We start from the raw sequence: 25,180 nt of genomic DNA, 5'->3' as shown, positions 1-25,180 counted from the left end.
AAACTTAATTACTAATCACAATTTTACTTGAATTTGCAACAATGCCATTACTTCCATAAAACACATCAACAGCGCAACTTCCTTCCAAAGAAACCATTTCTTTAACCTCCTCCAACGTTTTCGGAGTATCAAATCTAGCTCCTAAAGCGTCAAAAGTATCCATTATAGCCCATTCCAAGCGTTGTTTTTTACTCAGGCCAATGTCGAGATAATTCCAGCATGGGATAGGGATCAACGCTGACAACCTTTCACCGATTTTTGGGATTTTTTTAATTACTGTATCTATTGGCAGATACAAAGGAATATAAAAATGAATAATTTTCAATAATTTTCCTGGGTTCATTTTTGCAGTAACTGGGCGCCAAAAATATTTTGGTGTTGACCATGGAGTAGGTCTATCCATTTTTCTATAGTAGTCTATTGAGATTTTACCACCATTTTTTAGTTTTGAAAAAATTGCTTTGTATGCAGCTTCTGGATATGGTGTGTGTTGCAGAACACCATAACAAAACACATAATCAAAGTAGCTGTCCGGAAAAGGGATGTCGTAAACATCGCCTTGAAATAAAAAAAGATCCCCCTTACCCTGATTGTTGTCATAGCACGCGTCAACTGCATCACTATAGTCAAAACTAACAACACTTGCGCCTGATTGCAATAAAATCTCAGTAAACCTGCCAGCTCCCGCCCCAACTTCTAGTACAGTCTTTCCTGCAAGCCCTGTTTGGTCCCACTTTGTATTCTTCCAAAAACGATTTGCGGTTAAAGACAATCCAGAAAAACTGTCTAACTGGGTTGATTTATACTTATTCCATTGTAATCCAAAGTTGCTTGCATAATTACTTCCGGAAACAAACCTTGGAATCCCATTTTTTATTAAAAACTTACTTTTTTTTTGACATTTTGAAATTAATTCCCCAGTAAGTATATCATTTGATTTCTCTTGAAAGATAAGTAAATTAAAGCTCTCTGAGAAATACTTTTCATAGTGAATTTTCAACATAAAAAAATTATCCGTTTGAATTTGTGAACGTATTATAATTACTAAACATTTTTATATATTTATTTAGTATTTCAACATTGAAAAATACATGCCTTGTCCCATCAAGATAGATTATTTTTTCATGACAAATAGACTCAGTGATCTTGCTTATAATAGAATCAAATAATTTATACATTTTAATTATGTTACCTGTGCCTGATATGCCCATTGGCTTAAATGTATAATCATAATTAGAAAGACGCCTATCCATTGCAATATTCACAGGTGTATTAACAACAACGACAATATCATGTTTAGGGCATAAATTCATGTAATTACGAAAAACTACATTATCATAATTAAAACTAAAATATGTTAAAGCCCGGTGAAGAAAGCCTTCGTCATTGAGATAAATGAACTTAGAATTGACTTCTTTTTTGTATTTTGACCAACCAGCACCTTCATCTTTCAGCCATCTAATCATTTGTGTTTTAAGATCTACAGAATATGGCAACTTTAATATCAAATCATTACATATTTCTACGTAGCGAGGATGGTTACGTAAAAAAAAGTTGAAGTAAGCGTCTTTTTGATTCTCAACAAACTTGTATCGTCCACCATATCTTAGGATATTGAATATAATCAGAAATTTAGAATAAACTATATGCCAAGGATTGTTGCATTCCTGAGCATGTAGTAATTCCCTTGCAGAAGAAACACGGAATCCTCTTTTTCTGAGCTCAGTTTTAAATGCATCCGAAATGGTGCTCTTACCTGAACCAGGAAGACCTAAAAATTCGATAGACCTTGCCATAAAAATTAATGCCAATCATTGTAGCGAAATACAATATATGAATTTCATTTTTCATATTTAAAATTAACAAAATCTTCACGATACAATTGGAATACTCTTTCACGAAGTCTATCTGAATAATATAAAACCTCTTTTTGATTTGCATTCGTGATTTTATCAGGGTTATTTTTTTGTATGTCTAGTTCATATGGATGTGGATTACTAAGTGAGTATTGAAAGTGCATATTTATTCCATTCTGCTTAAAAATAGTAGATAAATGGAATTCTAGATTTTCTAATTTTCCTATATACGAAAATGAAGATAATGGAAAAAATAGCAATTTTGATTGCGGCCACCAATGTCTATTGTGTAGAGCCCCCCCCTTCAAGGAAGCTAACAAAATCAGCAAATCCATTACTTGAGTTTTCACCAAAACCAGGTAGCATATATCGCTCCAACAAGTGTCTTCCAGAAGCAATTTTTGAAAGAAAACATGAAAGCAAACGGCTGTAAGGGTTACGTACTATAGTAAATTTATACATCATACTTAATAATTTTAATGAATGCAAATCAGCAGGTGAACATTTAACTAAATTTCGATTAATATGCATCTGTGTATCGTCTAAAATCTTAGAAATAGTTGTATTTCCAGATTTTGCAATTTTATTATATACAATGTTTAAATCTGGATATACAGAAACCTCTATATAGTTGTGCATAATATACTTTCTGTAAAAAAAATTATGATATGAATTACAAAAATTTTTAAAAAAAAAATAATCATAAAATTTAGACCAATAATTACTGATTTATCACACTTGAGGCGATGATCGATTAAACTTTAAAAACAAAATTTTCACGTTAATTATTTTTTTCAAAAGCATTCGCTAAAGTATTTTTTTCAAAAAAAAACGAATTTACGAAATCGATAGAATTCATCATCATTAAAACTCGATAACACTATCTGAACTTGATAAAAACTTATCCAGTTTGTTATAATAACTATCTTCAATAAAAGGTGTTTTTTTGATACTATTACTGAGTTTAGAAAAGAAAGTATCCCAGTGATGTTCAACATCGACCTTCGTCTGTCCAGGCATGAGCTTAATATCAGGAAGCACCTGACTCTTGGGGCGCTGGTTGAAGTGATACCAGTAAAGAACTTGGCGGGCTTTGGTCATCTGGTCATCAGCAAGTCGCTTCAAGCTATTTATATTAGAGAGGGTGTGAAAATATTCCTCGCGTGTTTTAGGGTCATGTGTAAAACCATATCCACTAAAAGGCGCATCTCCGGCAAGCACTGCCGGCACCCCCATGCATGCCGCCTCAATGGCAATGGTCCCTTGAACCGTGACCACCGCATCAGCCGTATCAAACACGGATGCTGTAGTCATGTCCTCTGGGCAAAGCACTACATTCTTGGTTAAAAATTTACGCAGAACAGATTTGGCAATCCCATCTTCACCGTACATATATGATGAAGGGTGTGGCTTTACAATCCACAAAATATTATCGATAGTTGATATATGTTCTAACGTTTTTACGTACCACTGGTAGTAATCCCTAAACAGAATCAAACCTAATCCATGTGGAGCATCAGAGAATGCATGAGGCATGACAAATACGACGGGGAGGTTAAGTGACACAGGCCTGCCTAATTTAATCAGCAATTCATCTCTGGAGTATCCTTTTTTATCTTTATATGCGTTTATTACGTCATGCTGCAAAATAGAACCTGAGAAACGATCCTCCAAGTATTTATCGATTTGCTGCTTCCAATCAGGATTAATTTCAATTAGTTTCAAAAAATCCGGTTCAACATGATAGCAGCTTTTCAATGCATCTGACTCTTTTGTCAGCCTTCTAGCAAACGTTCCAGTGGAAATAATCACAGGGACACCATTTTTTAGAGCAACCCGGGTTAAAACCCCTCCGGGAGATGCATAGACAGTTGTGGTGACAACAACAGTCTTGACTCTGTTATTCGCAAAAAAATACTGCAACATGCAAACGCGCACAGAGGTTTTGAATAAAATCTTAAACAATTTGTCCATTCGTTTCCAGGGATTGATGTATGTATGACCGTAGCGAACATAGCTGTCATAAACAAGATCACCAATCTTCACACCCTTAATTTTTGCCGAAGAAATAAACCAGTTAAAATCGAAAAATTTGAATATAAAGCACAACAACAGCCTGATAACCTCAATGCAGGCCTGCATAATTTGATATTTTTTGGCAAAGAATCCGTTGGTACTTATATCCTGAAAAGAACGAATGCCAAAAGATTTGAAAATCGCCTGCATCCTCTCACCAGTACCCAGAACGGTCGGGTAATAGCCGTACCTTTGGTTTAAAATGTTGGCAATTATACCTGTAGTAACAAGCTGTATAGGTAGATCTCTTCCCTCTATCAACGCCACGTTATCAGAATCACGAATTGTCCAAAGAGGCTCGTTTTCTTCAATAAACTTTTGAATTTGCTTATCCATATTAGTTTTCATCCAATTTACGGACCTTGCGTAGCAGTGAATTTATCGGCCTGAGTTTCTTCAAGTTTTCCCAGTAAGGTTTTAGCGGACCAGAGTTTGCGATCCGTGCGGCTATGCTAATCATCTTTTGCAAATACAGTATTGGCCGATTCGGCCTGAATCTGGGTATTATCTTGCCTTTAACTTGGGAACGGGCCACCATGGCGTCTACAATATCCATTATTCGATAAACACTTTGCCCAAGAAAGGCATAGTGCTTATCCCGTATTTGCCGCATATGAGCAGCAGCCTTAGGGCTTTGGATAGTTTTAACTACCGTATTACCCAATTCATCTCGGGAACAAACCTCAAAAACAACTTCTGAAGGCTCAATAGGCCTGGACTTTTCATTATTATTTACCCGCATCACCCAGTTAGAGACACTGATCGAAGGTATATTCAACAAAAGAGCTTCATACGCCACGCTGGACTCATCAGTTATCAGCACATCGCTCAGTCCCAAACAATACATGATGCTCAGTTTCGGGTCGAGCACCCGGATGTGTTTCCCCATACGCGCATGTCGGGCATTAGCCTGCACAATATTCTCCCAGATGTCCGGGAAGCTTCCTCGTTCATACTCTGTGACCCAATGCTTAACAAGAATATTAATATTTTTATCAACCAAAGCTTGAATCACGTCATTCTGTTTACCGTCCGTTTCAAACGACGGAGCGTAAAGCACGGTCTTTTCAAACGGTAATTCTAAATAATCACGAAGTTCACGTATTTTTATCTGAAAATCAAACGCAGGATTAAAAATCAAATCCGCTTTAGGCCAGCCAACTTCAAAAACACCCCGACGGGGATGAGCATTGGGGTCCCATGAACTGGTCTGCCACCGCTCAACCCATGAAGGGCCGGGCAATAAGCCAACATCAAAAACATCCCAAGGCTCATTTTTCCATATGTTAGGCCATTTCGTGCGCCCCTGATCCATGCCATGCAACATGATCAAGGACAACTTTGAATGCTTCGGGTAGTTCCTGTGGGAACAGTAAAACCCTATATTTGACGGCTTTTGAAGTTGATCGGTAAATTCAAATGAATATCCGCGGCGTTTAGCCTCGGTTGCAATTGTCTCCCAACACTGAAGCTCAGTTTTATCCTGATAGTAAAATGTAATCTTTTTTTGTATCACTTCTTATCTCGCCACAGAAATCATTACACCAAACCTGAAACAATTCTGTGCATAATTTGGAACGCAACCATCAAAAACTTCACATGACAAGCCCTTGCCCCTCGCCTGTTCGATGAACCAACTTCTGGAATAATAGGTATGCTCCAGCCCTGCGTACTTCTTCTCATACTCCTGCTGAGACAAGGCATCTCTTCGAATAGCCTCCGCGCTGTCCTTGTGCGCCAAGTCCGGAATTTCCATGACAGCAACAGCAATTCGTGCTTTTCGGATCATTTTTTCCAACACTTTTGCCCCAATAGCCATATCAAAATAATGAAAAACGCCATTGGAGATCACAAAGTCATATTGCGGACACACTTCCAGGGAATCAGCAGTACGTTCCTCAAAATGGCCGTCAGGCAATGCGGAACATGCAGCCTGGATCAAACCGGAGGCATAATCAAGACCACCGATTGAAAGCTTCAATCGCTCCCGTAGTGCAAAAAGGAAAGCTCCTGCCCCACAACCGACCTCGTAGATGCTATGCCCATCTCGCAATCCCAGCTTTGATGCCATTGCAAACGCATATAAGCGCCAATCTTCTACTGCAATCTTCCCGGCGCCGGAGTCAAATCCGTCCAAATTGATTAAGTCTGCCAGATTTAGTTTTCCATGAGCCGTTCGTTTATTCCAGATTTCTCTCCAGCTCTGCGTCATTTTTTCTCCCTCGCCTGAAGAATTTGTGACACGGACTCGAGCACCCGACACCGCATGAGGTTGCTGCTGATTCCTTGAGTGCGGGGCAAGACAACGAGCCTGTCGGGATTGATGCGATTGGTATTGTCGTCCCCGTGCACCAGGAGATCAATGGTGTGCTGGTCCAGAAAGGCTTCGTCAATGAGCCATCTGGTCGGGACAACTTCATCGACGTAGCGGATCGCTTCCAGAACCTCTCTGCGCTCCTCGTATCGCAATTCAGGCAGATACCCTTTGTGAGCCTTTACGTCCTCGTCAATGGTCAGGGCCACAACCACAGTACCCATGGCCTTTGCCGCCTTCAGAATCCGAATATGACCATGGTGCAGCAGTGTCGCCGACATATCCACCATGATTCTCTTTGGTTTTTCGTTTGTCATGACGACATGTCCCTTGTGTTGAGCGTATCGCATTGAAGTGCGCCAAGAATGTCGCCTCGAGCGCCTCCACCCAAATGCACCTCGCCCAGATGACAGACAACACTGCCCCCCAGGTTGTTGCGGGGTTGATACAGGATCGCCCTCGGGTCGGTAGATGTAATGTGACAGCGGACATGGGTGCAGAGAAACGGCTGATGCTCCGCGGGTTGGCTCAGCCAGTCGCGCACTTCCCGCAAAAAACGCTCCTTGTTGATGACCACGCTCTCCCGAAAAAAGTCATGCCGGGGCAGAACGTCTGCCAAGGATAGGATGGCGTGGTACGGGCCGGTCATCTTTTTATCCAGGTGCGTGCCCAGGTTGAGATAAAATGAATCAGGCTCATGGTCCGGCAGTTCATTGAAGGCAATGAAGCATGCCCCTGTCAGCCCGAACAGTCCCTTGCAGGAGCTGTAGGCAATGACGTCCGCTTGGTGATGGCCTGACTCAAGGCCGATGGACGCCGTGGCGTCCAGCATCAGCCTTGCGCCGGTCCGCTCAGCCAGGGTGGCCAATGCGTCAATGGGAATTTTAAGGCCGCAGCTGGTTTCCGTAGGGCAGGCCCAGACCCAGTCGTACTGGCCCTGAACACCGTCCATGTCCTGCCAGGAGACAGGCGTTACCGTCTTGACGGTGCCTGTCCGTCTGCGCGCTGACTCCGCCAGCCAGTGCAGCCGGTCTGAATAATAACCCGTAGCCACGATCAGGACGTCGCCGGTCAGGTAATTCATTGCGGACATTTCCAAGGCTAGGCTCGCGGAGCCCTGCATCCTGACAATCTGCTTGTGCCCGCTCATTGCCATGAGCGTGTTTAAGACATCCGCCTCAACTGCAAGATACTCCTGGTCCCCACGTCCAAAGCACGGCTGCAGCCCGGTCAGGTTTTCCGGCAACAGGCTGGCCGGACCGGCGGTGAAAAGCAGCTTGGCGCTGTTGCGCTGATCAACCAAAGACTGGATGGTTTGTTTGGTACTCATTTCTTTGCGGCCCCCAGGAACTCCATGAAATCATCCCGGTTTTGGACAGGCGTCCGATCCGGGCGGCCCAGGTCTGGCCGGTTGCCTCGTCGACAACGAATTTCCAACAGGCAGCTGTTCGGGAATTCGAGCATTCCCCGGAGGGCCTCGGTGGTGTCTTCAATACTCGCTGTTTCCTGGACCAGAGCATACCCGCATTGCTTAGCGATCCGGGCCAGGCTTATCTCGGCGGCCCTGGTGGGCTGCCCGCCCACAGAGTCGTGCGCACCGTTATTGAGCACGATATGCAGCATGTTGGGGCGCTGCGAGGTGATGGCAAGCGAGCCCATGTGCATCAGGACAGCCCCGTCCCCGTCGATGCAAACGACCTTAAGCTCTGGCCTGCAAAGGGCTATCCCCGCCGCTATCGAGGAAGCGTGCCCCATTCCGCCCACAGTCAAAAAGTCGCGGTGATGGCCTGCCTGTGAAAATTTCCTGTGCTCGAAAACTTCACGAGAAGCCATCCCGGTGGTGGACACAACGGGCACGTCATTCGGCAGGGCTTTCAAAACGGCATGAATGGCCTCTTCACGGCTTGGAAGATGGCCTTCTTCTCTGGCACCCTTGAACTGGTAGGGAGCAAAAGCCCCCTTGCGGACAACCATTGCCGTCGGCCCTGAACGTGCAACAGCGTGTGCTTTCAGTTCCTGAAGGCAGACCAAAACGTCCGTGTCGGCACCCACGACGCGGTAAGGAATGCCCAGGACATCCAAAAGGTCAGGGGTTATTCTCCCCTGCTTGACATGTTGAGGCTCGTCCTTTTTCTGTGCACCGTTTGCAAGCATTTCACCGCGCCAGCCGATCAACAAAACCATGGGGATGGCGTAGACGTCAGGATCGGTCAGAGACGCCAGCGGATTAACCGTGTTCCCCAGTCCGGAATTCTGCATATATACAAGCCCGGGGCGGCCTGTTGCCAGGAAATGCCCGATGGCCAGCCCTACGGCAGCACCTTCATTGGCCGCAACAACATGCCGATCAGGGGCAAGGCAATCCGACATGCAGGCGCAGACATGTTTCAGGAGGGAATCCGGCACGCCTGCGACGAATTCAATGCCAACAGATTTCAAAGCAGATAAAAAATCTTGCGGGTTGATCATCACTTTGTTCCAGGAATGAGTTCAAGGACATCCTTGATGCTCATCAGTTCCGAATCAACTTCCAGAGACCGGCCATGTCGCAATATCTGTTGCGCCGTTTTCTGCATGGCCGGATATGCGGCCCGCATCAGATGGTTGGCATAAATCACGATATTAAAGCCATGCTCCTCCAGTTCCTCTTCCGTCACCACGTTGTAGCTCGTGGGCACGGAAACCAGAGGTAGATTGGGAAAACTATTACGAAACTGTTTGGCAAATTCAAAGATCTCGTCCGGTGCTTTCTTCCGGCTGTGAATCATGATCCCATCAACCCCGGCCGCTGCATAGGCTACAGCGCGTCTGAGGGCGTCGTTCACGCCTTTGTCAAAGATCAGACTCTCGATCCGGGCGATGATCATGAAGTCCTCGCCGACCCGCGCTGCCCGGCCAGCCCGGATTTTTTCGCAAAAGGGCTCGATTTCCTCTTGGGTCTGGCAAACGTCCGTACCAAAGAGGGAATTCTTCTTCAGCCCGCATTTGTCTTCGATAATGGATACGGAAATGCCCAGCCGTTCCATGCTGCGGACATGCAGCTCGAAATGCTCGGTCTTGCCGCCGGTATCCGCGTCCATGATCAAGGGCTTGGTGGTCACATCGAAGATGTCGCTGATGTTGGCCAGCCTGCTGTTGATGTCCAGGGCCTCGATATCCGGCTTGCCCCGGGCCGTGGAGTCGGTCAGCGAGCTGGACCAGAACCCGTCGAACTGCCGCACCTTGCCGCCCACCTCCGCCCGAGCATGTTCGGCGATCAAGGCCGAGATAGGGTTGTGGGCCTCGATGAACCGGGAAAGGGGCTTGGATGAAAGCAGGCGACGCATGGTGGCGCGCCGGATGTCCGGGGTCGTGCCTAGCGCCACGAGCTGCTCTGCCATGGCGCTGGATGAAACATCCCGGGTATAAGGCACTTCAATAAGCTTGCCTCCATACTCATTCAATGCCGCAAGGGCCGAGTCACGATATGGAGCCAACGGCCCTTCAAGCCAGTCCGTCCCATGCACCATAAAGTCCGGCTTGTATCGACGCAGATTAGGCCCGTACTCCCACTCTTCTTGCGGTACGACCTGAACAACGCCGGCAATGTTCTCCACGATCTTTTTGCGCTGTTCCCAGGTCAGATAAGGCAATCGTTTGTGGTCCGCCACAGCCGCGTCCGTCAAAAGACCAATCATGACCTGACCATGCTTGCGCGCCTCTTCAATGATGTTGATATGGCCATGATGCAGGATGTCGATGGTCATGCCGATGTAGACGGTTGCTTTTTGATTTTCCATTTGAACTCCAAAAGTGGTTGGCTTATGTGTTGTTATTCATCCGCACGGCCACACCTTTTCCATGCAGATATACCTTGGCCTCGCGGGGTGTCATTTCGGTGAAATGATAGATGCTTGCGGCTGCAACAGCGGCAGCGCCGCCTTGCGTTATGGCAAGATACATGTCTTCGTAGCTTCCCGCGCCCCCGGACGCGATGACGGGAACGCCCACGGCTTCAGCCACCTTTGCTATGCCCTCAATATCATACCCGTTCATGGCCCCATCCCGCTCGATGGAAGTAAGCAGAATTTCCCCGGCCCCCGCGTCGGCCATGCGCCTGGCGAACAGCACGGCGTCCAGCCCGGTGGCGCGGGTTCCGCAATGCGCAAACACTTCCCGGCTTCCATCGGCATGCTGCCGATAGTCTATGGAAACCACGATGCACTGGGCACCGAACCGCTTGGCTGCTTCATGAACAAGGCCTTCGTCGTACACAGCCGCGCTGTTGACAACAACCTTGTCCGCGCCGACCAGCAACATCCGGCGCACATCCTCAACGGACCGAACGCCTCCGCCCACGGCCAGCGGCATGAAGCACTCATCGGCGAGGTCGTCAATGGTTGAAAAATCTGGCGGGCGGTTCTCCGGGGTGGCGCTGATGTCCAGGAAGAGCAACTCATCCACCCCCCGCAGGGAGTACACCTTGATGCTCTGCAAGGCACTGCCCACCCTGCGCCAGGAATTGAAACCAACCCCTTTGACCAGCCCGAGCCCCTTGTGCAGCAATGTGGGAATGATCCGGATCTTCAACATAGCGCAAGAAAATTTTCCAGAAGCTTCAGTCCGGACGTGAGACTTTTTTCCGGATGGAATTGGGTGCCGAAAATAGTCCCGTGTCCAACCGCGGAGACGAATCCGCCGCAATAGGGGGTCGTGGCCAATATGTGGTCAGGTTCGGTTTGAACGTGGTAGCTATGCACGAAATAAAAGTCCGTCCCGCTGGGGATTCCAACAAACAACGCAGACGGCGCTGTATGATGTACCTCATTCCATCCGACATGCGGGATGCGGGTTTGGTTGGTATCAGGCACAAGCCGAACCGCCCTCCCCGGCAACAACCCAAGACCGGCACGGCTTACACCTTCCGTGCCTTCGTCCGCCATAAGCTGCATGCCCAGGCAGATGCCAAGAAAAGGGCGGCCCTGGTCCAAGACCATTTCGCGAATGATGGAGCTCAAGCCCAGGCGATCCAGCTCATCCATGGCGTCCGGAAATGCCCCTACCCCCGGCAGGATCAGGCCGTCAACGTCGATCATGTCTCCGGCTTCCCGGACAATGCGCGGCTCTGCCTTGCAAACCGCCACGGCCCTGGCCACGGAGTCCAGGTTGCACATCCCGTAATCCATAATGGCAATGCGTTTCATGGGTTGTCGTGGTTGATCTTGACCGGACGCCCATTGTCCTTGACCAGCTTGCCCTTGGCATCGGTCTTGAAAATGCGCTTGTTGGTGTAACGGTCGCAAATGGCGATGAACGCATCAAGGGTCAGCCCGATCTCCGTGAGCGTTACCTCGATGGGCTTGCCCAGGTACGTCCAGGGGAAGCGACCGTCGTGGATTTTGACCATTTCCAGGGCATCCTCGCGACGCAACCGTCCCCGACGAATATGCAGGTTGGCCAAGTCCGTGGCTCTGCCGAAACCATACTTCAAATATTTAAAATAGTCGTGAATGCCGGTTTGGTGGTTGTCCAGATTCTCGTAGTTGGCAATGGTTCCTTCCACAAAGCCGGGCCAAGTTTCAAAGCCGCGGCTCTGGGCTACAAGAGCATTCTGCAAACCGTCCCAGGGGACAAAGTAGCCCAGAAAGAGGCCCGTGACGCCTGTGCGCTGAAGATCCAGATCATTGGGATAGGTGTACATGATCAGATGCTTCTGCTCGATGCCTTCCTGGCCGATCAGATCCGTGACCCGCAGGCCAAGCAGCCCGCCGAATTCCTCCAGCCAGCGCCGATTCAAGGCGTTATTCTCCGCGGCCCCGGCCGGACCGCCGTACTCGTTTTGGGAGTTCTCTCCCCAGATGATCAACGGAACATTGAACTTGACGGCGTAATGCACCGGAACGGTGAAAATCGTTACGTGCTCCGGCCAGGATATATCGCCGATCTGCTCCAGGGCAAAACGGTTCAGCCTTCTCCGTACCGGCCGGTTATAGCTGAATTCAACATAATCCACGCCAAGGTCTTTGAGGTTGTCGATATTGCGCTTCCCAATGTCGGAAGGAGCACAGGTGGTGCTTGTGACAACCAGCGGATTCATGCCCAGCTCCAGCATCTTGGTGACCTGGAAATGGCTGTCCTTGCCTCCGCTACTGGGCACGATGCAGTCGTAACGCGACCCATCTTGGCAGCAATAACGCTCCAGAATCGCGACCAGCTCTTCCTTCCGGGCGTCCCAATCCACTTCCTTGCGCCGCGCATAATAGATGCAGGCGCTGCATACGCCATCCTTGTCCAGCTCCAGGTCAGGCTTTGTCTCTGGAAAAAGGCACGAAGTGCAATACCGGATCATCTTATCCCGTCTCCTTGTCCATAGTGATGAGAAATGTTCGCTGCCGTAAAGAGCAGTTCGGCCCGTTGCCAGTCCTCCGGGGTGTCGATGTCCTGCACGCGGTGTCGCGGGATGAAAACCGGCCAGGATTGGTCCATATACATGCGTTGCGATTTCCTAAACGCATCCACGCGCACCCAATGGAACTGCCCCGCGTCGTGGTAATGCTCTGGCAAATCCTGGGACCGTGTCAATTCATGCTCCGGCCATGCCATGCGCAACCGCCCCTGGTCATCCAGGACAAGGCTTCGTAAGACGGGTGCTGGAAACGTTGTCACGCTGAAAACGGAATCAGCCCCTTTTTCCCGCAAAACCATCAACCCTGCCCGCAGAGTTGCCGCTGTTACCAGGGCCGCTGTGGCGTAAATCAGGCAGGCCTCATGGATTATCTCGCCGACACGCTCCAACTGATCAATGGCATGCAACAGGACGGGTGCCACCCCGGTATGATCGTCGGAAAGTTCCGGCGGTCGACGAAAAGGCGCTGCAGCGCCACAGGCTTCGGCAATGGCCGCGATGGCGTCGGAGTCCGTGCTGACGACGACCTTGTCGAAGATGTCCGCCTCCAGCGCGGCGTTGATGGCATGGCAGATCATGGGCCGACCGGCGAATTCCCGGATATTCTTGTTCGGTATGCGCTTGCTGCCGCTCCGGGCGGGTATGACCGCGATACGCCTCAAGACAGTGGTCCTCCCAGTAAATCCCAGGACAGTGGCGTGCCCATCTTCACATCCCTGGTCATGAACTTTCCCAGCACCACGTCCAAATATTTCGGCGGCAGACCGTGCCCCGGCCTGATGGAACGGACGTTTTCCCTGGTCAGGACATCGCCTGCCTTGAGTTCACGAGTTATATACAGAGAACGTCTGAAGACCATGGACTTCCTTTCCGCCTCCATGGGACCATACTGCACTTTCCCCATAGCCTGCCAAGCCCGCTGAGTCTCTTCAACCAGGTTCTTCATTTCATGGGGCTCAAGCGAAAAAGCCGCATCGACACCGCCATCCGCCCGGCTCAAGGTGAAATGTTTTTCAATGACCGTTGCGCTCAAGGCCACGGCTGCAACGGCAGCGCCAATACCCAAGGTATGGTCAGACAAGCCCACTTCACAGCCATACAACTCTCGCATGTGCGGGATAGTCAAAATATTGGTATTCTCTGGAGTGGCTGGGTAAGTGCTGGTGCATTTTAAGAGCACGATATCCCGGCACCCGTTTTCCCTGGCAGTGCGGACCGTTTCGTCCAACTCGGCAATGGTGGCCATGCCCGTGGAGATGATCATGGGCTTGCCCGTGGAGGCCACTTTGCGGATCAAGGGAATGTCCGCATTTTCAAAAGAGGCGATCTTATAGCAAGGCACATCCAGGGCATCCAGAAAATCCACGGACGTCTCGTCAAACGGTGTGCTGAAGACAATTAGCCCCAACTCCCTGGCCCTCTCGAAAATAGGCTTATGCCATTCCCAGGGTGTATGGGCCTCCTGATAGAGATCGAATAACGAGCGGCCCTTCCAGAGGCTTTTGTCATCGGAAATAAAAAACTCGCCTTCACTCAGGTCCAATGTCATGGTGTCCGGAGTGTAGGTCTGCAGCTTGAACCCATGAGCGCCGGACCTGGCTGCGGCTTCCACAATCTCCAGTGCCCGGTCCAGGGACTGATTGTGATTGCCGGACATCTCGGCGATAATGAACGGCTCATCACGTAATGAAATTTTTCTCTGAGCAATACTGATCACTGGATACTTTTCCTGAAAGTGATCACACCGTTTTCTAGTGTCTCGGTGTAGCCGTGTTTGCGAAATATTTGCATTGAGGCTGGATTGCTTGTTTTCACTTTGCCCTGAATGAACTTTCCCTGGGCTGTACTCCTGACTGCATTGCTTCCCAATTCTATCAGCTGCCCCCCCCATCCTCGTCCTCTGGCGATTGGATCCAAACTGTAACTGATATTCAAAACTTCCTGATCTCTATCAAAGCGTATTTGGCCTACGGGCAAACCAGAACGTGTCTGCATGACCAAAATATTTGCTAATCCTGATTCCAGTTTGTTGTTGAACCAGGCTACATGTTCATGCCAGGATATTGGGTTTTTCTGAAAAGAATTTTCCCTAACGAATGGGTCATTAGCCCAGCAGTAAAAAAGGTCCATATCTTCACGGCAAGTCTTGCGAAGAGAAAGCTCCTCTTTTCCCGAAGGAAAAATTTTTTCCGCAACCCTCAAGGCCCCAAGACCATCCACGGGAGCAGGTGCATTCGAGAAAAGCGCTTGTATCTTCAATTTCTCAATTTCATGAACAAAGGCCTTTCTGATATCCGAGGCCGAAATGTCCTTTTTTCTGCCAATCCAGGAAACAAGTCCGTCCCGATCCAACTCTACAGTAAAAGCCACCTGGTTTTCTGCCACGGTGATCACAAGGCTGGGCAGGCCAAGACAAAGCCTCTCCCAGGTTGTTGAACCACCCGCGCCAATGCAAATATCCGCCCTGAGCATGAGTTCGGTGAATCCCTCCGGCTGGATATGCAGGTATGTGCCGGGACGATTGGCCGCTTGCTTCTCAAGTTGCGCCTGATGCTGACTGTTGGGGCCAATCACGGCGTCTACAAGCAGGTGACATAAGCTTATGTCGTTCATGGCCCCCAGAGCCATGCCGGTCAGGTTGTCCGGATCGTTGCCGCCAAAATAGATCAATACCCGCGCAATGCCGTTTCCGCGCATGCGGCAGAATTTCCTGGCCTGGCGGAATTCCGGGCGGAGCAAAGCGTATTTGGGACCAAGCAGCGTTTGGCTCTTGTCGGGCAAGAGGCCTTGATAGCGCTTCCCTGTATCCTGAAAATAATTTTGATCCAACAACAGGTCGCAGTCATGTTTTCTGTCAGCGAGATCATCAATGACCATGATTCTGTCTGCAACTCTGCGCACGGCTGATTCCCAGCGATAATCCAGGCTGTAATGGTCAACGATGGCCCAGTCCCAGGGAGCGATGCTCTCCATGGCCGTGATGGTCTTTATGGCGTCAGAGGATTGCGTCGTCCCAAGCCAGGATGCATGAGCAAGTGGTGAAGGATCAGCTTGCTCAGGGGTGTTATCCGTACCAGACTCCCCCAGCCTGACGACTTCAATCCCCTTCCCTGCGACAAGCTCCCGCAAATGCTCTGGAAGCTCACGGCTGATAAAGACAACCCGGGCACCTTTGGCACGGAGCACTTCGGCCAGGGTCAGGCAACGCATGACATGGCCGGTGCCAATGTGCAAAGATGCGTCAACACGGATGGCGATGTTCATGCCGTAATTTTTTCCAGCAAGAACCAGTTGATGTCATCTTGCGGAAATGCTTTTTCCCGATGGTAGACAAAACCATAGTCAATAAGTTTTAAATCCGGGAATCTATCAAGCATCTCCCCTGCAAAGTCTCTCTTGAAAAGCTTACCTTTATGCCCTCTATATGGAATATCAACAGGAGAAGGATTGTAGTATTCAGCCAGAAGAATATGCCTGTTCGTAGCCTGATAAAGTCGGCTATATACATGCTGCAGCATATCAGGGTTGATATGAATAAGCACCCCTTTGCTGAGCACCAAGTCACATTTGCCATCCGGAATGCTTTCTGCATCAAAATCAAGAATTGACATCTCAAAAATATTGTCCTCAGGAATATGTGCTCGAAGTTCCGCTGTCGCCTGTCTATTGATCTCAACGGCATACTGCTTTTGAGACGGATAAAGCATACGAAGGGCTGCCAAATTCAAGCCTATGTTTGCGCCGAATTCAATACAGGAATGAATCGGTCCGGCCATGCGGAGTGCACGGTTGAAAAGAGATATGTTGGCAGCAATAAGTTGATGGCTCTTATTCCGGTCAATATACTCCGCGCCAAATTGTCCGGCCCAGAAAGCTTCCTGTTCGGTAGCATAACTTGTTTCATTCATCAGAGGCCTCGTTTAAATTATTCAAGCAGTGAAAATAATATATGCTGTCGTCTGATCCTAATATTATCCTATCCGTGTCCTTCCGTGTGTTCCGTGGGATGAAATCTTTTCAGAGCTCCCACCACCCGATCCTGTTCTTCCTCGGCCATGGCCGGGAACAGAGGCAGAGAGACGGCTTCCTGGTAGTATCTTTCCGCTTCAGGAAAGTCACCGGACTTAAAGCCGAATTCCCGGTAGTACGGCTGAGTGTGCACCGGGATGTAGTGCAGGTTCACGCCGATGCCATTTTGACGCATTGTCTCGAAAACTTGGCGATGCGTAGCAGGCCCCGCGTCGGCTCGCAGCCGGATCACGTACAGATGCCACGCCGAGGCCCCGTCCGGATGCTGCCAAGGGATGACCACGGGCAGCTCGGGCAAAAGCTCGTCATAGCGCTGGGCAAGCTCACGCCTGCGGGCAACGAAGGCATCCAGGCGCTGCAACTGACTCAAACCCAAAGCGGCCTGAATATCGGTCATACGATAATTGAAGCCCAGGTCGATCTGCTGATAATACCACGGACCGTCTGATTCGCCCGTCATCCGCGTTGGGTCACGGGTGATCCCGTGGCTGCGCAACAACGCCATCTTCTCCGCAAGTCCCTGGTCATTGGTCAGCGCCATGCCCCCTTCACCCGTGGTGATGATCTTCACCGGGTGAAAACTGAATACGGTGATGTCGCTGTAGCGGCAGTTGCCCACGGGTTCGCCCTTGTACCTGCCACCAATGGCATGGGAAGCGTCCTCGATGATTCGAAACCCGTACTCCCGGGACAGGGCGTGAACGGCTTGCATCTCGCACGGCTGACCGCACATATGCACTGGAACGACCACCTTGGGCAGGCAACCCGTCTGCTCGGCCTGGGCCAGCTTGGCCTCCAAGGCGCTGACGCTCATATTGTACGTGCGCGGATCAATATCCACGAAATCCACCTTGGCCCCGCAATACAGGCCGCAGTTGGCCGAGGCAACAAAAGTGATGGGCGAGGTCCAAAGCCAATCTTCCGGCCCGAGCCCCAGGGCCAAGCAGGCAATGTGCAGGGCGCTGGTGGCCGAGTTGACGGCAACAGCATGTTTTGCCCCACAGTACTCGGCCACGGCCTGTTCAAAAGCAGGGACTTTCGGGCCTTGGGTCAGAAAGTCGGAGCGCAACACGGAGCAAACCGCGGCAACGTCCTGCTCGGATATGGATTGCCGACCGTAGGGGATGTATCCGGGATTGGTAGTCCGAGGTCGGGGATCAGAAGTCTGGGAAATATCAGAAAACGGATTGACAGCCTGGATGAAGTCAAATTTTTTGAAGTCCTTGGTATTCAGCGTATAGACCGTAGTTGTCTCATGCTCTTGAAACGTGGTTGCGATGAGAAAATCATATATATCATTTCGCTTCACGGAAAAACGCTCTGCGTTCTCCAGTACCTTGCGCAAACAGGCGGACGTACAGGGAAGCACCGCAAAACTTTGGGCTTCATAAAAATCGCGGATAACATCCCAAGCCTCACCAGGGGCCAACGGCATCCCTATTTTTCGACCGTCCGTGATGACCCCGTAAAATTCAAACAAGCTGAATTCCGTAACGGCTAACTGACTTGTTTGCGTTTTTTCCTGGATAAACTCCAGTGACTGGACATGGAAGCGGGAAGATTTATCAAAGGCATAAATCAAGATATTGCTATCTACCCCCTCCATGGAAATTTTTCCTCCATCCTTTCCTCGAACAGCACGCTGTGACGCAGGCTCTCAGGATCATCCGGAGCGCCAAGAGGTCGGGCATTCTTCATTCGCTCCAGAAGCCGCAGTGTGGCAGCATCCAATTCCTTTTTCCCAGTGGCAATAGGTGCATCAGGTATTTGCTCAATCCTGACCCTGATCCTCTGACCAGGAATCAGTTTTTTGGCGATGGAAGGAGCAATAGGCAGCCTGCCGTCGGGTAGCACTTCGCCAATGTATTCATAGTGTTGCATATCATGCATCCAAGGGGGAAGAATTTTTCCACACTGGCACAAATGGACACAAATTTATGAAGCATCTATTTGTGAAAATTCGTGCGATTCGTGGACAACAATCCTATTTGGAGACAAAATCAGGGTCAACATGCAACCGGATCAGTTCCCGCAACTGGTCAACCGTCAAGAACTCGTCATTCGTCCCGCTATTATACGCAAACCCAGGCGTAACCAATTTGCATCCATTCTGGTCGCAGTAATGCTGCGTACCATGCTTGCCCGTGGTGGGCAGGATGGCGAAATATTTCCCTAGGTCTACGGTGCAATGGCTGTCGCTTGTCGTGATCATTTCCTCATGGATCTTTTCACCAGGCCGGATGCCGATCACCGGCTTTTCGCATTCAGGACCAATGGCTTCGGCCACATCCACGACTCTGTAGCTAGGTAACTTGGGCACGAAAATTTCGCCTCCATGGGCATTTTCAATGCTCCAAAGCACCATGTCCACGCCTTCCTGCAGGGAGATATTGAACCGGGTCATGGCTGGGTCGGTGATCGGAAGGATGCCGGTTTTACGCCGGTCCAGGAAAAAGGGAATCACCGAACCCCGGCTACCCATGACATTGCCGTAGCGCACCACGGTATGCAGAATATCCCGTCCACCTTTGATATTGTTGGCTGCAATGAACAGCTTGTCCGAGCAAAGTTTTGTCGCGCCGTAAAGATTGATTGGCGCGGCCGCCTTGTCAGTGGACAAGGCCACCACCTTGCGGACGCTTGGTGTATCCAAACCGGCCTCGATGATATTTTGAGCGCCGAGGATGTTGGTCTTGATGCACTCGAAGGGATTGTACTCGGCGGCAGGTACCTGCTTGAGTGCCGCGGCATGCACCACGATCTCGATCTGCTCCAGGGCGCGGCGAACGCGGGAAAAATCGCGAACGTCGCCGATAAAAAAGCGCATGGCCGGATATTTTCGACTATCGAATTCCTGCTCCATTTCGAACTGCTTGAGTTCATCACGGGAATAGACCACCAAACGCTTCACATCTGGATAGCGTTCCAGAACCGTCTTGACGAACGCCTTGCCAAATGAACCCGTGCCGCCGGTGATGAGAATGGATTTGTTGTTGAGCATGATAGAAGCTGTTGAGTTGATGAGTTGTTGAGCTGATGAGCTATTGGTTAGAGTAAGCATCACAAGCTTTGCAACGCCACCATCCGGTTGAAACGTCCATTGTTCGTGGACAAAAGTTGATTAAAAGATCCCTGCTCGATGATTTTGCCTTTATCCAGTACATAGATATAATCCGCATTCTTGATGGTGGACAGGCGATGGGCGATGATGACCACCGTGGTCCTGCCGCGTAAGGCCTCGATGCTTTCCTGGATGTATTTCTCGGACTCGGAATCCAAGGCGCTGGTGGCCTCATCCAGGATGAGCAGACGGGGGTTCTTGTAGAGTTCCCTGGCCAGAAAAAGCCGCTGCCGCTGTCCACCGGACAGGCGCACACCCCGATCGCCAACAAATGTATTAAACTGATCGGGCAAGTCCTGTATGAACTTTTCAGCATAGGCCTGTTTGGCGGCGAGTTCAATCCGCTCACGGGCCTTGGGATCTTGGTTGTAGTCGTCCTTCCACAGGCTGATGTTGTTGGCAATGGTGTCGTCAAAAACCACGGTTTCCTGGGACACGTACCCGATCTGGCTGCGCCACGAGGCAAGATTTACCTTGCTACTGGAAATCCCGTCAATCAAAAGCTCCCCACCACGGGGCCGAAGCATCAAGGTGAGCATGTCTACGAGAGTGGATTTACCCGCGCCCGACTCGCCCACAAAAGCAACCGTGGCGTTGGCCGGGATGGTCAAGGCAATGTCCTTAAGTACGTCGTCACTGCCTTTGCCGTAGGCAAAGCTGACATGGCTCAGTTCAATGCCCTGGGCAAGCGGCTTGAGCTGAATCGTGCCGGCGTCTTCCTGGAATTCTTCAAGGGCCTTGAACTCCTTTTCCACGACTTCCAGCGAACCGATATTGCTCAAAGTGGACTGCCAAGATTTTTGAATGTTCAAAACCCCTCCAATAGCCCGGTTGAAAAGAATCAGGGCTACGAAAATCGGCGCCAGAGAGGCATCCAGCACGGCCACCTGAATGACGATCACCATGAGGATAAAAAAAATGGCCACAGGTTCGTTCAAGGCCGTGGTCAGATCCTGGGCAATGTCCTTGTTCCGCATGTAAGCAGTCAATCTGTGAATACTCTGCATCACCCCGGTTCTAATATAACCCATTTGTGCCGTGGATGCCAAATATTTAAAGGATTGCATGGCCTGGACAATGAATTTATTCAACGTGGTCGCTTCATTGGCAGCTTTTCGCGATAAATTATGTACATAGTTGTTCAGGCCTCGAAAAAGAAACAGAAGTACTCCCCCTGCAACCACAGCCATAAGCGCAAAATGCCAGGACAGAAAAAAAGCCATTCCGAAATACGCAGAGGTTGTAATAATTGTACAAAGAAATTTCTTGTAATTGCTGAATGATCCGATAAGGCCAGAAATTTGACCATTTAGCACATTTATAAAATGGCCCGTGCTGCGCCTAGTGTAATACCCGTAAGTCATAGTTGAATACTTATCAAACATCAGGGCCTTCATTTCTCGCATTAGTTGCGATTTGAGATGGCTTTGATACGCCCCGGCAGAAAAAATGATCAATCCCTTGAACAGAAACACGCACGCAATGAATAGCAATATCCCAACCATGGACGTGCCAATGCCCAACCAATCCAGCACCCCCTGCAAGGCAGCCTTGACCCCGGACTGCTCCATGCCCTCCCCACCCAGGCCCACGCCGGCCGCGTCAATAAGCGGCAAAAGCATGGCAATGCCAAACCCCTCGGTTATCGCGGCCAGGGCGGTCAGGATGAAGACAATATACAGCCGCCGGCCAATGTATTTCTTGTAGACCGAGAAGTAGTGGAGGATTTGGGAAAAAATCATGGGTTGTGGATTTGAAGATTAGGAGATTTGGAAGATTTAAAGATTAGAAGATGGGAGATTGCAAGACGTAAAGACTAAAGATTGCAAAATTGAAGATGAAAAGATGGGGAGATTGCATTATTTTGAATCCTTGGATTTGAGGTATTTTGTGAAGCCGGCGATGGATTTGGAGATGGTTTCGGCGAGGTTGGACACTTGGGTGAACTCATCGTTGTTGATGTAGCCGACATCCAGGGCAACGTAGAGGTGGCTGCGCACTTCTCCGCAGGATCCCTTGGCAATGGAGAGGAAGTGGATGAATTCCTTGTTTGATCTCCGTTCAAACCCTTCGGCAATATTGGCCATCACGGACACGGCGCTCCGCTGCATCTGCCCAACCAGCCCGAAATCCCTGGCCACATTTTTGCCGGCTGTCAAGCAATAAACCTGCTTGGCCAACTCTCGCGCCAACTGCCAGACTTCAAGATCCTCGAATTGTTCTATCTTTTTCATGGCATAATATTGGAAGATTTCAAGATGGGAAGATTAGAAGATTTTAAGATGGGAAGATTTCAAGATGGGAAGATTAGAAGATTTTAAGATGGGAAGATTTCAAGATGGGAAGATTAGAAGATTTTAAGATGGGAAGATTTCAAGATGGGAAGATGGGAAGATTACGGATTGAAGATTACAAGATGTTAAGATTACAAGATGTTAAGATGGAAGATGGCTAGATTCTCTTGATCTGCTCTCTGCGACATTCCCCACCCGCAATCTTCAATCTTCAATCTATTTCCTCTTCTTGATCAAGTGTTTGAACTTCAATACTGCAAAATTGATCTCAATGGTCGTTTCCGTATCCGTTGTCTGCAAGTCGTCATCGAGAACCTCGGCAATGATCTCCCCGCTTCTTTGCATCAGGCTCTTTTGCTCATCCTTGTCTTTAACCTCCGCAAGGGCTTTTACGCTTCGGGACAACTCCCTGATCTTGGCGAATGTTTCGATGATGGTGAAAGTAGTCTGAACAGCCTGCGGGCTTTTGAGTATCGTGGCCAGCATGTACAGCCCTTTCTCGATGAAGGCCTTGGGCATGACCCTGGTTTTTGATAACTTTGCGGTGGAAAATTTCCACCGCAAATCGTCAAACTCTTGCTTGGTCAGCTCAATCAGGTATCCGACTGGAAACTTATCCGGATTATTTTTGACGGCTTTATTGATGTCCCTGGTTTCCACGCCGTAAAGTTCAGCCAGGTCGCTGTCCAGAATGACTTTGAACCCTCTGATTTCTAGAATCCTGCTCTCGACGTTTTCGAATCGAATGATGTCCATGGCGATTTTTGAGTTGGCGAGATGATGAGATGATGAGATGCTTACGAGCGGCTTACGCAGCTTACCAGCTTATTATCTTTATCTTAGCTTACGAGCTTATGAGCTGCCAATCTTCCCACCCGCTCCGAACTCTACTTTCACAAATTCCTGAAAGTTGTCGATATGCCTTACGCCGGGGTCTCGTCAAGAGTGTGTTCTTCCTGGTTAAAAAAGCCTGCCTTATTTAATGGTCGGCAGAGACGCCGGAGTGCGCCGCTTTGTGTATGCCGCCAGCAGCTCCACCTACGGCGACCACCCCGGCCGGCCCAAGGTCGAGGACGTCATCAGCTGGTGACGCTGCCTGGGTTGGGAACGGTGTTCGAACATGGTTGTGGCGGAATGGAGGTAGGTGCATTTGATGAAGCGGTTGGGCGGTGCTGTCGGGGGGTAGCCCGACGGTCTTGCCTTGACGTAAATGCTCGTCTACTATCGAGATTCATGAGCGAAATCAACAAAAAACACGTCGCATTTTTCCGGGAAACATGAGCCATAGAAGATCGCCGCCGACTTCCTGGTGATTTTTTATGGCAAATAGAACGGTGAGCAATGGATTTCACCTGGGATGAGTCAAAAACCCGCTTAAACTTGAAAAAACACGGTGTGTCTTTCAACGAAGCAACAGAAGTTTTTGGAGATGATTTTTCGTCCTGCGTACCAGACCCAGACCATTCACTTGGTGAAGAACGCTACCTGCTTTTCGGCTCATCTTCCAAAGGAAGGCATCTCGTAGTATCGTTTACAGAACGTACAGGGGTAATCCGAATCATTTCAGCAAGACACATGACCCGCAAGGAGCGTACAGCATATGAATCATAGCGAAACCTTACGCTCTGAGTACCCCTCTGAACTCATTAAATCTGGAGAACGCGGCAAGTTTGCCAAGAAATATCAGAAAGAGGGTACGAATTTGGTTTATATCGAGCCCGACCTATTCAAGTTTTTCCCTGATTCGGAAGCGGTCAATAAAGCCTTGCGGAAATACTTCAACGAGCACCATTCATCAACGCATCCTTCGTAAGTTGCTGGCGGTGGGAGCAGGAGTACACGAGATTCGCGAGGACTTCACATCCACGACACCTTCTTCCGGGAAGCCATGAGCCACAAGGAGGTCGCCGCCGACTTCCTGACCAACTACCTTCCGGCAAAGGTGTTGGAGCATATCCGGCTGGATATGCTGACCATTCTCATCTGATTTTGGAGTACGTATGCCCACAATAAGCATGTTTTACGGCATTCTGATTACCTTGCTTTACGAAGACAATGTACGTCATAATTTGCCGCATATTCATGTCCGCTATCAAGGGGCCAAGGCGTCAGTAGCCATTGAAGACGGCCAAATATTAGCGGGACATCTTCCTGGAAAGCAGATGAAACTTGTTCAAGCATGGATCGAAATCCACCGTGACGAACTCTTGGCAAATTGGGAGCTTGCAGTCAGTGGAGAGGAACCTTTCAAAATCGCTCCTTTGCAATAATGTGAGGTTATTCATGGAAGATTTACTCGACGTGGTTAAAGTCAATGCGAAAAATGACTTTACACTTGAACTTGAATTTGAAAATGGCGAACAACGCCTTTTTGACATGAAACCGTACTTACGGAAAAAGCCTTTTCATCGTTTAACATCTTCGGGTTTATTTGCATGTGCCTCTATTGATTATGGGACAGTAGTCTGGCCGGGAAATATCGATATAGCGCCCGAAACCCTCTATGATTCATCTGTGCCAATGGATTCAGGGAAATAGTTATAGTTCTCAATGTTAACAACCCCTTGGTCAAAATCTTCATGCTCAAAAATGGGGACAGGTTCTTAATTGACATTAACAGTGATGGGATGGCCCCGCCCCTTTAAAAGGGGTATGCGTCAAGGACACACCAACCCTTGAAGGAGGCCATCCCATGAGTACAGTTAGCGTAATCGGCATTGACTTGGCAAAGAACACTTTTCAGCTGCATCGGAATGTGTCAATGAAAGTGAGACAGCCAGGTCCATAAAATTAGTGTAGCGTTTTCATCATGGTTGGAGGGTTGATCCAGACCGCTTCTTGGGGCCGGAGGATTTTGGGCAGTTCAGGGTGACGGCCATTCCATCTGATGGGATTAGCAAGGAAAGCTTGTGTCATGGCGTTTGACCGGGTTTCCAGGATTTGTGGGACGATGCCGTAATGAACCTGCTCGGGCGTCATGAATCCGATACCGCTGTGCCGATGCTCCTCGTTATACCAAGGGAAAAAGGTTCTGCCGTAGGCCAAAGCGTCTTCTTGTGAACCAAAGTTTCCAGGGAAACAGGGATGATATTTCAAGGTTTTGAA

Annotated in this window: 29 protein-coding genes and 1 pseudogene; 5 read left to right on the top strand and 25 right to left on the bottom strand. The window is 49.1% G+C overall.

Translation table 11 applies throughout. The features are described 5' to 3' along the window. Positions 1–4: 4 nt before the first annotated feature. The 24 genes from GY33_RS20395 to GY33_RS0107140 all read right to left on the bottom strand — a co-directional run bounded on the left by GY33_RS20395 (position 5) and on the right by GY33_RS0107140 (position 22,831). On the bottom strand, positions 5–1,003 hold the full coding sequence (locus GY33_RS20395) for a class I SAM-dependent methyltransferase (protein ID WP_084184907.1): 999 nt from the start codon (positions 1,001–1,003) through the stop codon (positions 5–7). A gap of 7 nt (positions 1,004–1,010) precedes the next feature. After that, positions 1,011–1,796, bottom strand: coding sequence for a hypothetical protein (locus GY33_RS20955; protein ID WP_152555121.1), 786 nt, complete (start codon positions 1,794–1,796; stop codon positions 1,011–1,013). A 44-nt stretch (positions 1,797–1,840) separates the two neighbouring features. Further along, complete coding sequence (locus GY33_RS21955; RefSeq protein ID WP_084184905.1) at positions 1,841–2,191, bottom strand: sulfotransferase family 2 domain-containing protein; 351 nt, start codon at positions 2,189–2,191, stop codon at positions 1,841–1,843. After that, positions 2,139–2,495: a sulfotransferase family 2 domain-containing protein gene (locus tag GY33_RS20385; protein ID WP_084184903.1), complete on the bottom strand. Its 357-nt coding sequence runs from the start codon at positions 2,493–2,495 to the stop codon at positions 2,139–2,141. The genes GY33_RS21955 and GY33_RS20385 overlap by 53 nt, the downstream gene beginning before the upstream one ends. Positions 2,496–2,720: 225 nt before the next feature. Continuing rightward, a complete protein-coding gene (locus GY33_RS0107235; protein WP_031386695.1) occupies positions 2,721–4,268 on the bottom strand; it encodes a capsular polysaccharide export protein, LipB/KpsS family in 1,548 nt (515 codons plus the stop codon). A 1-nt stretch (position 4,269) separates the two neighbouring features. After that, positions 4,270–5,448 (bottom strand): CDP-glycerol glycerophosphotransferase family protein, encoded by a 1,179-nt coding sequence (locus GY33_RS0107230; protein WP_152555119.1) that lies wholly within the window; start codon positions 5,446–5,448, stop codon positions 4,270–4,272. Between the two features lie 3 nt (positions 5,449–5,451). Further along, positions 5,452–6,144, bottom strand: a complete 693-nt coding sequence (locus GY33_RS0107225) for a class I SAM-dependent methyltransferase (RefSeq protein WP_031386693.1) — start codon at positions 6,142–6,144, stop codon at positions 5,452–5,454. Continuing rightward, on the bottom strand, positions 6,141–6,563 hold the full coding sequence (locus GY33_RS0107220; protein ID WP_031386692.1) for an adenylyltransferase/cytidyltransferase family protein: 423 nt from the start codon (positions 6,561–6,563) through the stop codon (positions 6,141–6,143). The genes GY33_RS0107225 and GY33_RS0107220 overlap by 4 nt, the downstream gene beginning before the upstream one ends. Then, positions 6,560–7,576, bottom strand: a complete 1,017-nt coding sequence (locus GY33_RS0107215) for an aminotransferase class V-fold PLP-dependent enzyme (RefSeq protein ID WP_051822391.1) — start codon at positions 7,574–7,576, stop codon at positions 6,560–6,562. The genes GY33_RS0107220 and GY33_RS0107215 overlap by 4 nt, the downstream gene beginning before the upstream one ends. After that, on the bottom strand, positions 7,573–8,715 hold the full coding sequence (aepY, locus tag GY33_RS0107210; RefSeq protein ID WP_031386690.1) for a phosphonopyruvate decarboxylase: 1,143 nt from the start codon (positions 8,713–8,715) through the stop codon (positions 7,573–7,575). The genes GY33_RS0107215 and aepY overlap by 4 nt, the downstream gene beginning before the upstream one ends. After that, on the bottom strand, positions 8,715–10,025 hold the full coding sequence (gene aepX, locus GY33_RS0107205; protein ID WP_031386689.1) for a phosphoenolpyruvate mutase: 1,311 nt from the start codon (positions 10,023–10,025) through the stop codon (positions 8,715–8,717). The genes aepY and aepX overlap by 1 nt, the downstream gene beginning before the upstream one ends. Positions 10,026–10,047: 22 nt before the next feature. Next, positions 10,048–10,818, bottom strand: coding sequence for an imidazole glycerol phosphate synthase subunit HisF (gene hisF, locus GY33_RS0107200; RefSeq protein WP_031386688.1), 771 nt, complete (start codon positions 10,816–10,818; stop codon positions 10,048–10,050). Continuing rightward, positions 10,812–11,429 (bottom strand): imidazole glycerol phosphate synthase subunit HisH, encoded by a 618-nt coding sequence (gene hisH, locus GY33_RS0107195; RefSeq protein WP_031386687.1) that lies wholly within the window; start codon positions 11,427–11,429, stop codon positions 10,812–10,814. Before hisH ends, hisF begins: the two co-directional genes overlap by 7 nt. Next, entirely contained in the window at positions 11,426–12,574 is a 1,149-nt protein-coding gene (locus GY33_RS0107190) for an N-acetyl sugar amidotransferase (protein WP_031386686.1), read from the bottom strand. Before GY33_RS0107190 ends, hisH begins: the two co-directional genes overlap by 4 nt. After that, positions 12,571–13,293: a pseudaminic acid cytidylyltransferase gene (gene pseF / locus GY33_RS0107185; RefSeq protein ID WP_035271527.1), complete on the bottom strand. Its 723-nt coding sequence runs from the start codon at positions 13,291–13,293 to the stop codon at positions 12,571–12,573. Before pseF ends, GY33_RS0107190 begins: the two co-directional genes overlap by 4 nt. Continuing rightward, entirely contained in the window at positions 13,290–14,348 is a 1,059-nt protein-coding gene (pseI, locus tag GY33_RS0107180) for a pseudaminic acid synthase (RefSeq protein ID WP_051822390.1), read from the bottom strand. The genes pseF and pseI overlap by 4 nt, the downstream gene beginning before the upstream one ends. After that, on the bottom strand, positions 14,345–15,895 hold the full coding sequence (gene pseG, locus GY33_RS19700) for a UDP-2,4-diacetamido-2,4,6-trideoxy-beta-L-altropyranose hydrolase (protein WP_051822389.1): 1,551 nt from the start codon (positions 15,893–15,895) through the stop codon (positions 14,345–14,347). Before pseG ends, pseI begins: the two co-directional genes overlap by 4 nt. Next, complete coding sequence (locus tag GY33_RS0107170) at positions 15,892–16,539, bottom strand: pseudaminic acid biosynthesis-associated methylase (RefSeq protein WP_031386682.1); 648 nt, start codon at positions 16,537–16,539, stop codon at positions 15,892–15,894. The genes pseG and GY33_RS0107170 overlap by 4 nt, the downstream gene beginning before the upstream one ends. A 68-nt stretch (positions 16,540–16,607) precedes the next feature. Beyond that, positions 16,608–18,266: a UDP-4-amino-4,6-dideoxy-N-acetyl-beta-L-altrosamine transaminase gene (gene pseC, locus GY33_RS0107165; protein WP_084184901.1), complete on the bottom strand. Its 1,659-nt coding sequence runs from the start codon at positions 18,264–18,266 to the stop codon at positions 16,608–16,610. Further along, positions 18,254–18,541, bottom strand: coding sequence for a hypothetical protein (locus GY33_RS0107160; RefSeq protein ID WP_031386680.1), 288 nt, complete (start codon positions 18,539–18,541; stop codon positions 18,254–18,256). Before GY33_RS0107160 ends, pseC begins: the two co-directional genes overlap by 13 nt. Before the next feature lie 103 nt (positions 18,542–18,644). After that, a complete protein-coding gene (gene pseB, locus GY33_RS0107155; protein ID WP_031386679.1) occupies positions 18,645–19,661 on the bottom strand; it encodes a UDP-N-acetylglucosamine 4,6-dehydratase (inverting) in 1,017 nt (338 codons plus the stop codon). 59 nt (positions 19,662–19,720) lie between these two features. Next, on the bottom strand, positions 19,721–21,523 hold the full coding sequence (locus GY33_RS0107150; RefSeq protein WP_031386678.1) for an ABC transporter ATP-binding protein: 1,803 nt from the start codon (positions 21,521–21,523) through the stop codon (positions 19,721–19,723). Between the two features lie 117 nt (positions 21,524–21,640). Next, on the bottom strand, positions 21,641–22,015 hold the full coding sequence (locus GY33_RS0107145; RefSeq protein ID WP_031386677.1) for a four helix bundle protein: 375 nt from the start codon (positions 22,013–22,015) through the stop codon (positions 21,641–21,643). 276 nt (positions 22,016–22,291) lie between these two features. Next, positions 22,292–22,831, bottom strand: coding sequence for an ORF6N domain-containing protein (locus tag GY33_RS0107140; protein ID WP_031386676.1), 540 nt, complete (start codon positions 22,829–22,831; stop codon positions 22,292–22,294). A 585-nt stretch (positions 22,832–23,416) separates the two neighbouring features. On the opposite strand from GY33_RS0107140, the gene GY33_RS20380 reads away from it, so the two are divergent. Genes GY33_RS20380 through GY33_RS20370 form a run of 5 tightly spaced genes read left to right on the top strand, consistent with a single transcriptional unit; the run spans position 23,417 to position 24,613 of the window. Beyond that, a complete protein-coding gene (locus GY33_RS20380; protein WP_084184899.1) occupies positions 23,417–23,686 on the top strand; it encodes a BrnT family toxin in 270 nt (89 codons plus the stop codon). Continuing rightward, positions 23,676–23,888: a hypothetical protein gene (locus GY33_RS0107130; RefSeq protein WP_031386675.1), complete on the top strand. Its 213-nt coding sequence runs from the start codon at positions 23,676–23,678 to the stop codon at positions 23,886–23,888. Before GY33_RS20380 ends, GY33_RS0107130 begins: the two co-directional genes overlap by 11 nt. Positions 23,889–23,936: 48 nt before the next feature. After that, positions 23,937–24,062: an Rpn family recombination-promoting nuclease/putative transposase gene (locus GY33_RS20375; protein WP_268746638.1), complete on the top strand. Its 126-nt coding sequence runs from the start codon at positions 23,937–23,939 to the stop codon at positions 24,060–24,062. 13 nt (positions 24,063–24,075) lie between these two features. Beyond that, on the top strand, positions 24,076–24,345 hold the full coding sequence (locus GY33_RS0107120; protein WP_031386674.1) for a DUF4160 domain-containing protein: 270 nt from the start codon (positions 24,076–24,078) through the stop codon (positions 24,343–24,345). A gap of 13 nt (positions 24,346–24,358) precedes the next feature. Continuing rightward, positions 24,359–24,613, top strand: a complete 255-nt coding sequence (locus tag GY33_RS20370; RefSeq protein ID WP_084184944.1) for a DUF2442 domain-containing protein — start codon at positions 24,359–24,361, stop codon at positions 24,611–24,613. 252 nt (positions 24,614–24,865) lie between these two features. Here GY33_RS20370 and GY33_RS21325 read toward each other — a convergent pair. Next, positions 24,866–25,180 (bottom strand): annotated as a pseudogene (locus GY33_RS21325) (IS3 family transposase); the annotation flags it as partial.

Source organism: Desulfonatronum thiodismutans, from assembly GCF_000717475.1.
Taxonomy (GTDB): Bacteria; Desulfobacterota; Desulfovibrionia; order Desulfovibrionales; family Desulfonatronaceae; genus Desulfonatronum; species Desulfonatronum thiodismutans.
The sequence above is the reverse complement of the archived record's forward strand: the minus strand, read 5'-3'. Positions and strand labels throughout refer to the sequence as shown.

Excerpts from the sequence above, each read along its gene's own strand:
- GY33_RS20380 (WP_084184899.1), top strand. The coding sequence starts at position 23,417 with ATGGATTTCACCTGGGATGAGTCAAAAACCCGCTTAAACTTGAAAAAA.
- GY33_RS0107145 (WP_031386677.1), bottom strand. The coding sequence starts at position 22,015 with ATGAAAAAGATAGAACAATTCGAGGATCTTGAAGTCTGGCAGTTGGCG.
- aepX (WP_031386689.1), bottom strand. The coding sequence starts at position 10,025 with ATGGAAAATCAAAAAGCAACCGTCTACATCGGCATGACCATCGACATC.
- GY33_RS0107225 (WP_031386693.1), bottom strand. The coding sequence starts at position 6,144 with ATGACGCAGAGCTGGAGAGAAATCTGGAATAAACGAACGGCTCATGGA.
- GY33_RS0107235 (WP_031386695.1), bottom strand. The coding sequence starts at position 4,268 with ATGGATAAGCAAATTCAAAAGTTTATTGAAGAAAACGAGCCTCTTTGG.
- GY33_RS0107140 (WP_031386676.1), bottom strand. The coding sequence starts at position 22,831 with ATGGACATCATTCGATTCGAAAACGTCGAGAGCAGGATTCTAGAAATC.
- GY33_RS0107220 (WP_031386692.1), bottom strand. The coding sequence starts at position 6,563 with ATGACAAACGAAAAACCAAAGAGAATCATGGTGGATATGTCGGCGACA.
- pseC (WP_084184901.1), bottom strand. The coding sequence starts at position 18,266 with ATGGAGGGGGTAGATAGCAATATCTTGATTTATGCCTTTGATAAATCT.
- GY33_RS0107215 (WP_051822391.1), bottom strand. The coding sequence starts at position 7,576 with ATGAGTACCAAACAAACCATCCAGTCTTTGGTTGATCAGCGCAACAGC.
- GY33_RS0107190 (WP_031386686.1), bottom strand. The coding sequence starts at position 12,574 with ATGATCCGGTATTGCACTTCGTGCCTTTTTCCAGAGACAAAGCCTGAC.
- GY33_RS0107160 (WP_031386680.1), bottom strand. The coding sequence starts at position 18,541 with ATGCAACACTATGAATACATTGGCGAAGTGCTACCCGACGGCAGGCTG.
- GY33_RS20955 (WP_152555121.1), bottom strand. The coding sequence starts at position 1,796 with ATGGCAAGGTCTATCGAATTTTTAGGTCTTCCTGGTTCAGGTAAGAGC.
- GY33_RS20370 (WP_084184944.1), top strand. The coding sequence starts at position 24,359 with ATGGAAGATTTACTCGACGTGGTTAAAGTCAATGCGAAAAATGACTTT.
- GY33_RS0107170 (WP_031386682.1), bottom strand. The coding sequence starts at position 16,539 with ATGAATGAAACAAGTTATGCTACCGAACAGGAAGCTTTCTGGGCCGGA.
- GY33_RS20385 (WP_084184903.1), bottom strand. The coding sequence starts at position 2,495 with ATGCACAACTATATAGAGGTTTCTGTATATCCAGATTTAAACATTGTA.
- pseB (WP_031386679.1), bottom strand. The coding sequence starts at position 19,661 with ATGCTCAACAACAAATCCATTCTCATCACCGGCGGCACGGGTTCATTT.
- GY33_RS0107120 (WP_031386674.1), top strand. The coding sequence starts at position 24,076 with ATGCCCACAATAAGCATGTTTTACGGCATTCTGATTACCTTGCTTTAC.
- hisF (WP_031386688.1), bottom strand. The coding sequence starts at position 10,818 with ATGTTGAAGATCCGGATCATTCCCACATTGCTGCACAAGGGGCTCGGG.
- aepY (WP_031386690.1), bottom strand. The coding sequence starts at position 8,715 with ATGATCAACCCGCAAGATTTTTTATCTGCTTTGAAATCTGTTGGCATT.
- GY33_RS20395 (WP_084184907.1), bottom strand. The coding sequence starts at position 1,003 with ATGTTGAAAATTCACTATGAAAAGTATTTCTCAGAGAGCTTTAATTTA.
- hisH (WP_031386687.1), bottom strand. The coding sequence starts at position 11,429 with ATGAAACGCATTGCCATTATGGATTACGGGATGTGCAACCTGGACTCC.
- GY33_RS0107130 (WP_031386675.1), top strand. The coding sequence starts at position 23,676 with ATGAATCATAGCGAAACCTTACGCTCTGAGTACCCCTCTGAACTCATT.
- pseG (WP_051822389.1), bottom strand. The coding sequence starts at position 15,895 with ATGAACATCGCCATCCGTGTTGACGCATCTTTGCACATTGGCACCGGC.
- GY33_RS21955 (WP_084184905.1), bottom strand. The coding sequence starts at position 2,191 with ATGGATTTGCTGATTTTGTTAGCTTCCTTGAAGGGGGGGGCTCTACAC.
- GY33_RS0107150 (WP_031386678.1), bottom strand. The coding sequence starts at position 21,523 with ATGATTTTTTCCCAAATCCTCCACTACTTCTCGGTCTACAAGAAATAC.